This window comes from Pseudomonas sp. SDO5532_S415 (assembly GCF_054071155.1).
The window spans coordinates 23,185-31,101 of record NZ_JBSVWS010000052.1; the positions used below are offsets into that span (position 1 = coordinate 23,185).

Below are 7,917 nucleotides of genomic sequence, written 5' to 3' on the forward strand. Positions count from 1 at the left end.
GCGTTTCAACGCTGTCGCACCTCCCCGGGTGCCTGGGCCGGTGCCGTGAACCATTGGTCCCTGGGCACGCGCTTTTCTTCTTCGGGATCGCCCAGGTAGTGCGGCGACATGATCTGCACGCCGTATTCGTTGAAGACGTCCTGGATATTGGCGTGCAGCATGCTCAGCAGCACGGCGCGGGGCCGGGGTTGGCTGGGGATGGCCTGCGCCACCAGGCGATACTCGGGATAAAAATCCGACAGTGCGGTCTGGAACACTTGCGCCGGTGGATCTTCGAGCACGCCCGGTGTACGCCTGGCGGCTTCCAGCAACATGGCCTCGACCTGACGCCACGGCGTGTCGTAGCCGATGGTCACCACCGTATCCACCACATAGCCCGGGCCTTGCACCGTGCGGGAATAGTTCTTGGTCACCGTGCCGGTGATCATCGAATTGGGCAAGGTCAGCACTTCCCCCAGGCCGGTGCGGATGCTGGTGGTGAACATGCCCAGTTCAGTCACCGTGCCTTCGTATTCGCCGATGCGCACGAACTCACCGGGGCGCAAGGTTCGGGTGTACGTCAGGATCAACCCGGCGGCTGCCTGCCCTACCACGCTGGTGGCCCCCAGCGAAATCATCAGGCCGATCAACACGGACAAGCCTTTGAAGGCATCGGTGCCCGCACCGGGCAGATACGGATACGCCATGGCCAGCGCAAACAGCCAGATCGCCAGCGACGTCAGGCGCTGGGTAGGCTGCAGCGTTTCAATGTTCAGCCAGCTGAAGGTGCCCGGTGTCGCCATGCGCCTGAGCACACGCCGACTGAACGCCGTCGCACCACGGGCGATGAAGAAAATCGCCACGGCCACACCCAGCCCGGGGATGGCGCCGACGATGGCCTGAAACAAGTAGCTGGCCACCTCGAACAGGTAATTGTTGAGGCTTTCCCCCCAGGGCCGGGTGTAGGGAAACCGCGACAGGACGAATCCCAGCCATTCATAGGTGAGCAGCAGCAAGACCAGCCAGCGCAGCAGCCAGAACAAGCGGATGACCAAGGGGTAGAGGTAGTTGGCTTCAATGACCTGGACCCGCCCCACTTTCAACGCCCGGGTGTGGCGATCCATCAACTCGGGCAGCCGCTTGAGCAATCGGCGTCGCAGATACGCCACGCCCCAGAGCAGCGCACAATACACAGCCGTGGCGATGGCCGCCGTACCGAGCGAGCGAAGAATCAATTGCAGGTTGCGCGCTTCCCGGGTTTCAGCCACCACCTGACGCAGCTTTTGCGCCGCGCCCTCCGCGGCCTGCTGGACAGAGGCGTAGGCAAGGCTGTCGACATCCTGGGGCGCCACGATAAAGGCACGCCGGGTGCCCAACAGCACCAGATAACTGTCGTGGATCGGGTCAAGGGTGACGACAGGCTCGTCAGACTCATCCAGGGCTTCACCGATCACTGCTTTGGCCCGCTTGACCCGCGAAGCCGGTGTTTCGCCCAGGACCGTGGCGCGGAACACCATGATGCTGCGATTGGCCACTTTCAATTCGACGGCATCTTGCGCCGACTCCACGGCGTCCCCGGCCCATAGCTGCATTGACCAGAACACTCCGAAAACGACCATCAACAAGGCAGGCAACCTGCTGCTCCGCATGTGTCAGTTCCTTACGCCACAGGTTGGGGACAGGGTTCAGAACGCAGCGTAGTCCAGCGATGCAAGGTTGTCAGATGGCCGTTACTGGATAAAGGGTGATGGGCACGCAATCACTCTGCCCGCTCCAGGCGCTGGTACTCCCGCGGACATACGCCAAACCGGGCGCGAAACTCGCGGGAGAAATGAGCGCCGTCGGAGAAGCCACAGTCCATGGCGATCTGGGTGATGCTGCTGTGGCTGTTCACCAGCAGCCAGCCGCCGTACTCGACCCGCAGCGAGCGCTGGAATTCCATGGGTGAAAGCCCCAGCGACTGCTGGAATGCCCGTGTCAGCTGGCGCCGCCCGAGCCCGACATAACGCGCGATGGCATCCAGGGTCGGCAGGCTGTCCATGCGCTGCTCGATATAATGGGCGGCCTGCCGCACGCGCTCATCCTTGATGTCTGCCAGGTTGGCGTAGAAGTGCGCCTGGGGCTGACGTCCCTGGCGAATACCCTGCAGCATCATGTGCCGCACCGCCTGCTGGGCTTTTTCCCGTCCGCAATGCCGGGCCACCAGGTACAACCCCAGGTCGATGGCTGCCGTCGAGCCGGCGCAGGTGATCAGATCGCCCTCATCGATGAACAGGTGATCCACCGCCGCCGGGGTCTTGGGAAAACGCGCCCGAAACGCATCCAGCACATTCCAGTGCACGCACACCGACCGACTACCGACCACACCCGCCTGCGCCAGGGCGAACGTGCCGGTGCAGATGCCCAGCAACCGCGTGCGACTCTTCGCTACGCGCTGCAGCCAGTCGCGAAAATGGGCCGGCAGATGGGTGTTGAGATAGTCGTTGCCACCGCAGATGGCCACGTAATCGAACGCGTCCAGGTCTTGCGCCAGGCCTCCGGACACCTCCAGGGCGATCCCGGCGCTGGAGGTTCGCGGCAAACCGTCGACGCTCATCACACGCCACGCCGTATGGATCTGCCGGCTGCCACCCCCCAGGTCGGCGGACAAGCGCAACACATCGATAAAACCGGAAAACGCCGCCAGCGTGAATTGATCCAGCAGGACCAGCCCCACTGACAGCTGCGGACGGTTTCCCGCCCCGAGTCCGGGGGAGTCAGGCAGATGGCATTCGCGGTGTATCTGAGTCATTTTTGGCATGACCTAACTATTCAACTTTAAGACCCTGAAGTGCAAGCGCTCGCCTCAACGATACGAGCAAGATGCAGGCAAGGGGAAAAAGTCCAACAACGCCCCAGAGGACACACGATGAAACTGAAGACAGGTAAGAAAATCACCGTCGCTCTTTTAGTTACCGGCTGCATATCCTCACAGGCCGCCCTGGCTGAACAGCAAAAGCTGACCGTTGCGTTGTATGGCGGTAACTGGGGTGAAGCCTTCCTCAAATGTGTTGCAGAACCTTTCACGAAAGCAACCGGCATCGCCGTTGCACCGGAGGTCGGCACCTCGACCACCACCCTGGCCAAACTCCAGCAACAGAAGTCCAGCCCGACCATTGATGTGGCCTGGATGGACGGAGGCATCAGTGAAATGGCCTATGCCGCCGGCGTCGTCGCCGATCTTGATCCCGCAGCCATTACGAACCTCAAGAACGTGCAGGAAAAAGCCGTATACACCAAAGATGGCCACACTTTCGCCGTCAGCAGCGGCTTCTACTCCCTTGGCCTGACCTACAACACCAAGGAAATCAAAGAGGCGCCCGCCAGCTGGAAAGATCTGTGGAAGCCTGAATATGCCGGCGCCATCGCCCTGCCCTCGCCCGCCAACTCTTCCGGGGTGCCGTTCGTGTTTTTCATGGCGGACGTCTGGGGTATCGACCGGGCCAACCTGGAGCAGGTCTACACCAAGCTGGGCGCGCTGGACACCGCACTGTTCTTCGATAGTTCGGGTGCCGCGACCAATGCCTTTCAGAGTGGCGAAGCGATCATTGGCGCGCATTTCAACGTGGGTGCCTGGGACCTGATCGACAAGGGCGCCCCCATTGGTTTCACCATTCCCAAGGAAGGCGCCTGGGCCACCGATGCACGCCTGCACCTGATCAAGGGGGCGAAAAACAGCAAGGCCGGCGAGCAGTTCATCAACACCGCGCTGACCAGGGAAGCCGCATCCTGCCTGGCCGGCAAGCTGTACCTGGGCCCGGCGGTCAAGGATGTCGAGGTGGCGCAAGACGTGGCCCGCAAGCTGCCATGGGGCGTGGGCGGTTCGATCGAGAGTCTGCGGCTGTTCGACTGGAGCCAGATCAACGCGCAACGCGCCAGCGTTACCAACGACTGGAACCGCAAAGTCACCGCCAACTAGCTCAAGAGGTCTGCAATGTCAGTTTTGTTGAGCATCGACAGCGTCTGTAAAAACTTCGGGCCGTTCCAGGCGCTGGACAACATTCACCTGGACATCGAGCAGGGCGAATTCATCGTGCTGCTCGGCCCCAGCGGTTGTGGCAAGACCACTTTGCTGCGTTCGATCGCCGGTTTCATGCAGCCCGATTCCGGCACCATCGCCATCGACGGCCAGGATGTGAGTCGTTTGCCGCCTTACCGTCGGCCCCTCAATACCGTGTTCCAGAACTACGCGCTGTTTCCGCACATGACCGTCCTGGAAAACGTCGCCTACGGACCGCGACGCCAGGGTGTCAATCGCACCGAAGCACGGCTCAAGGCCCGAGAAGCCTTGGCGATGGTCGGCCTCGAAGCCCTGGAAGACCGTTATCCGCGCGGCATGTCCGGTGGACAGCAGCAGCGCGTGGCCCTGGCTCGCGCCATCGTCAACCAACCGAAACTGCTGCTGCTCGACGAGCCGCTCTCGGCGCTGGACATGAAATTGCGCAAGCGCATGCAGCTTGAACTCAAGCATCTGCAGGCCAAGCTGGGCATTGCATTCATCTTCGTCACCCACGATCAGGAAGAGGCGATGACCATCGCCGACCGCATCGTGGTGATGAATGCCGGACGCATCGAACAGATCGGGACCAGCAGCGAGATTTACAGTAAACCCGCTTCGCGTTTCGTCGCGGACTTCATCGGCGAGGCCAACCTGATCGGCTATCAGGCCAACGATAACGGCGAAATTCGCCTGGCGATCCGGCATGAACCGATCTCACGCATTGAAAAAAACCTGTTGCCGCGCGGAGTGGCCGTGCTGCGCCCCGAGCATGTGCAGGTGCTTGATGCATCAGCTCCGGAAATTACCGGTTGCCATGAAATCCGCGGCACTGTGACCGATGTCGTCAGTGTCGGCAGCCACACCCTGGTCCACTCCATGATCGACGGGCAGCCCATCGTGGCGCGCACCATGGGCTTGCCCCGGGCCGACCTGATCGCCGGCAGCGCCGTGCGCCTGGGCTTCCATCCCGAGCATTTGCACCTGATCGGAGAGCCGGTATGAAACGCACGGCGCTCGCTCCGTGGTTGATGCTGTTCGCCGCCCTGGCCTTCTTCACGGCGTTCTTTCTCGCGCCTTTCGCGGTGGTGATCTTCGCCAGCCTGACCCAGAGCGCGGATCAAACCTTCACCCTGGATCACTACATCCGGGTGCTGGGTGACCAGTACCACTGGGATGTGATTCTGGTGACGTTCCGAATCGCCGCGCTGACCACCCTGATCTCATTGCTGCTCGGTTATCCGCTGGCCTGGTATCTGGTGCGCGTCGTGAAATGGCGTGCCTGGCGCCGAGCCTGCGTCATCCTGTTGGTCGTGCCGATGTTCACCAGCAACATCGTCCGCTCTTTCGGCTGGATGGTCCTGCTGGGCCGCAAGGGCCTGGTCAACCAGAGCCTGCTGGAGACCGGCCTGATCGATACGCCGGTACGTTTCCTGGGCACCGAACTCGGGATCCTGATCGGCATGGTGTATATCCTGCTGCCGTTCATTGTGCTCGCGGCCGGCAATGCCCTGGCCCAAGTCGACCCGGCCTACGAACAGGCATCCGGTGACCTGGGTGCCAGCCCTCGCGCCACGTTTTTCCATGTGGTGCTGCCGCTGACCATGCCCGGCATCATTTCCGGTTCGATCATGGTGTTCACACTGGCGGCAAGCGCCTACGTCACCCCGGCGCTGCTCTCCGGAGGACGGATTTCCGTGCTCTCGATGCTGATCTTCCAGCAATACAGTTCGGTCTTCGACTTCAACTATGGCGGGGCGCTGAGCGTCGTGCTGCTGATCTTTACCCTGGTAATGGTCGGGCTTGCCGGGCGTGTCGGGAATATCCGGGGGAACAACCCATGATCACTCAACTGTTGGTCAGGCTGGTGGCCTGGGCCGTGCTGGGCTACCTGCTGCTGCCCCTGGTCGTCATTCTTGGCGTCTCCGTGACCGCCACCTCTTTCCTGGCATTCCCGCCCCAGGGCTGGACGCTGGACTGGTACGCCAAAATGCTCAGCGACCCAAGCTATGTCGCGTCCTTTGCCACCAGCACCGTGCTGGCCCTGGTCGCCACCTTTGTCGCGGTGCTGCTCAGCGTGCCGGCGGCCCTGGCGATGGCCCGCTACGACTTCCCCGGCAAAGGCACGATCCTCGCCGCCCTGACTTCACCACTGGTGTTTCCGCACATCGTGCTCGGCGCGGCGCTCTTGCAGTTTGGCGGCTACTTCGGATTGACCCGCAGCTTCCTGGCGTTGCTGATCGGCCACACCATCATCATCTCGCCTTTCGTCCTGCGTTCGGTGCTGTCGATGCTGACGCCCGAGCAACGCGCCCTGGAAGAAGCGTCGAGCGATCTGGGCGGCACACCCTGGGCCACGTTCTTCCTAGTGGTGCTGCCACAGATCCGGCCGGGGCTCGTGACCGGGTCGATCTTTGCCTTCATCTCGTCATGGATCAACGTGGAGCTGTCGATCTTCAACACCACGCCGGACCTCAACACCATACCGGTCAAGCTCTTCAACTACGTGCAGTACACCGTCGACCCGACCATTGCCGCCGCCTCCGGGGCCACCATCATCGTCGTCGTTGTCGCCGTGATCATTCTGGACCTGTGCATCGGTCTCGACCTTTTGTCAGAACGCAAATAACCCTCTCTCATACATCCCGTAAGCCAGGAGTTCCGTCATGCGCATGCAAGACACGTTCGATGTCATCTACACCCATACCGAAGGCGAACCACTGTGCATCGTCCACAGCGGCATTCCCTACCCCGCCGGCTCCAGCATCCTGGCCAAGCGTAAGTTTCTCGAGCAGAACTATGACTGGCTGCGCAAGGCGTTGATGCAGGAGCCGCGCGGGCACAAGGACATGTTCGGGGTTTTCCTCACCCCGCCTTCGAGCAGTGAGTTCGACGCCGGGCTGATCTACATGGACGGCAGCGTGTACTCTCACATGTGCGGCCACGGCACGATCGCCGTGAGCATGGCCATGGTCGCCCTCGGCCTGGTGCCGCGCGGTGAAAACGGCATCACCAAAATCCGCTTTGAAACCACCGCCGGCCTGGTCGTGGCCGAGGTGGCGTCGGAAGGTGACACCGTGCTCTGGACCCGCTTCGAAAACGTACCGGCCTACGTTGCCGCCCAGGACATCCCGATCCATCTGCCGGGCTATGGCGACCTCAAGGCGGACCTGGTCTGGGGCGGCAACTACTTCGGCATCGTCGACCTGACCCACTGCGACTTGCGCATCAGCCCGGACAACGGCAGCGAACTGTCGCGCCTTGGCCTGCTGGCCCGTGACCAGATCAACAAACAACTGAAGATCCAGCACCCCACCGAGGCCCATATCAACGACCTCAACTTCATCACCTTCTGGCACCCGGCGACCATCGAAGGCGCGTTCTACAAAAACGTCCACGTCTTCAGCGCCGGCCAGCTCGACCGCTCCCCCGGTGGCACGGGCACCAGCGCGATGATGGCCATGTTCGAAGCCCGGGGAAAACTGGGCCTGAACCAACCCATTCTGTCCGAAGGCCTGTTGGGCAGCGGCACCTTCGAAGGCTGCCTGCTGGGCGAAGTCGACCTCAACGGCACCCGCGCAGTGCGGCCGACCGTCAAGGGCACGGCCAGCATCCTGGGCACCTCGCGCTGGGTGATCGAGCGCAACGACCCGGTCGGAGCTGGCTTCGTCGTCAACTGACACCCTCCTCCCACGCCAGAACCGTAACACTGCCCTGTGGGAGCGAGCCTGCTCGCGAAAAACGTCCAGACGACGCGGTCAGTCAGACAGCCCGCGCCATCGTTCACGTCCATCGCGAGCATGCCACGCTCCCACAGGTTTGGCGTAGGTCCCTGTAGGAGCGAGCCTGTTCTGGTCAAGTATTTCCGGACACCAGTTACGGTATTTAGGCCGCCTGTTGCT

Annotated in this window: 7 protein-coding genes; 5 read left to right on the top strand and 2 right to left on the bottom strand. The window is 62.0% G+C overall.

Annotated elements, in window-relative coordinates; genetic code table 11:
* Positions 1–5: 5 nt before the first annotated feature.
* Together ACW9HW_RS14295 and ACW9HW_RS14300 are read right to left on the bottom strand one after the other, a co-directional pair.
* On the bottom strand, positions 6–1,628 hold the full coding sequence (locus tag ACW9HW_RS14295) for a mechanosensitive ion channel family protein (protein WP_457400426.1): 1,623 nt from the start codon (positions 1,626–1,628) through the stop codon (positions 6–8).
* A gap of 110 nt (positions 1,629–1,738) precedes the next feature.
* On the bottom strand, positions 1,739–2,770 hold the full coding sequence (locus tag ACW9HW_RS14300; RefSeq protein WP_457400427.1) for a GlxA family transcriptional regulator: 1,032 nt from the start codon (positions 2,768–2,770) through the stop codon (positions 1,739–1,741).
* 117 nt (positions 2,771–2,887) lie between these two features.
* Here ACW9HW_RS14300 and ACW9HW_RS14305 point away from each other — a divergent pair, with 117 nt between their 5' ends.
* The 5 genes from ACW9HW_RS14305 to ACW9HW_RS14325 are packed head-to-tail and all read left to right on the top strand — an operon-like array spanning position 2,888 to position 7,695.
* Positions 2,888–3,937 carry an ABC transporter substrate-binding protein gene (locus ACW9HW_RS14305; RefSeq protein ID WP_095196167.1) on the top strand — a complete coding sequence of 350 codons (1,050 nt, stop codon included), beginning with the start codon at positions 2,888–2,890 and terminating at the stop codon, positions 3,935–3,937.
* 15 nt (positions 3,938–3,952) lie between these two features.
* The gene (locus tag ACW9HW_RS14310; RefSeq protein WP_457400429.1) at positions 3,953–5,020 is read left to right on the top strand and encodes an ABC transporter ATP-binding protein; all 1,068 of its coding nucleotides are present in this window, start codon (positions 3,953–3,955) and stop codon (positions 5,018–5,020) included.
* The gene (locus tag ACW9HW_RS14315) at positions 5,017–5,859 is read left to right on the top strand and encodes an ABC transporter permease (RefSeq protein ID WP_095196165.1); all 843 of its coding nucleotides are present in this window, start codon (positions 5,017–5,019) and stop codon (positions 5,857–5,859) included. The genes ACW9HW_RS14310 and ACW9HW_RS14315 overlap by 4 nt, the downstream gene beginning before the upstream one ends.
* The gene (locus ACW9HW_RS14320) at positions 5,856–6,644 is read left to right on the top strand and encodes an ABC transporter permease (protein ID WP_095196164.1); all 789 of its coding nucleotides are present in this window, start codon (positions 5,856–5,858) and stop codon (positions 6,642–6,644) included. The genes ACW9HW_RS14315 and ACW9HW_RS14320 overlap by 4 nt, the downstream gene beginning before the upstream one ends.
* Before the next feature lie 37 nt (positions 6,645–6,681).
* The gene (locus tag ACW9HW_RS14325; RefSeq protein ID WP_457400430.1) at positions 6,682–7,695 is read left to right on the top strand and encodes a proline racemase family protein; all 1,014 of its coding nucleotides are present in this window, start codon (positions 6,682–6,684) and stop codon (positions 7,693–7,695) included.
* Positions 7,696–7,917 lie beyond the last annotated feature (222 nt).

Bases quoted from the DNA above. Each gene is read 5' to 3' on its own strand.
- ACW9HW_RS14295 (WP_457400426.1), bottom strand. From the start codon at position 1,628: ATGCGGAGCAGCAGGTTGCCTGCCTTGTTGATGGTCGTTTTCGGAGTG.
- ACW9HW_RS14300 (WP_457400427.1), bottom strand. From the start codon at position 2,770: ATGACTCAGATACACCGCGAATGCCATCTGCCTGACTCCCCCGGACTC.
- ACW9HW_RS14305 (WP_095196167.1), top strand. From the start codon at position 2,888: ATGAAACTGAAGACAGGTAAGAAAATCACCGTCGCTCTTTTAGTTACC.
- ACW9HW_RS14310 (WP_457400429.1), top strand. From the start codon at position 3,953: ATGTCAGTTTTGTTGAGCATCGACAGCGTCTGTAAAAACTTCGGGCCG.
- ACW9HW_RS14315 (WP_095196165.1), top strand. From the start codon at position 5,017: ATGAAACGCACGGCGCTCGCTCCGTGGTTGATGCTGTTCGCCGCCCTG.
- ACW9HW_RS14320 (WP_095196164.1), top strand. From the start codon at position 5,856: ATGATCACTCAACTGTTGGTCAGGCTGGTGGCCTGGGCCGTGCTGGGC.
- ACW9HW_RS14325 (WP_457400430.1), top strand. From the start codon at position 6,682: ATGCGCATGCAAGACACGTTCGATGTCATCTACACCCATACCGAAGGC.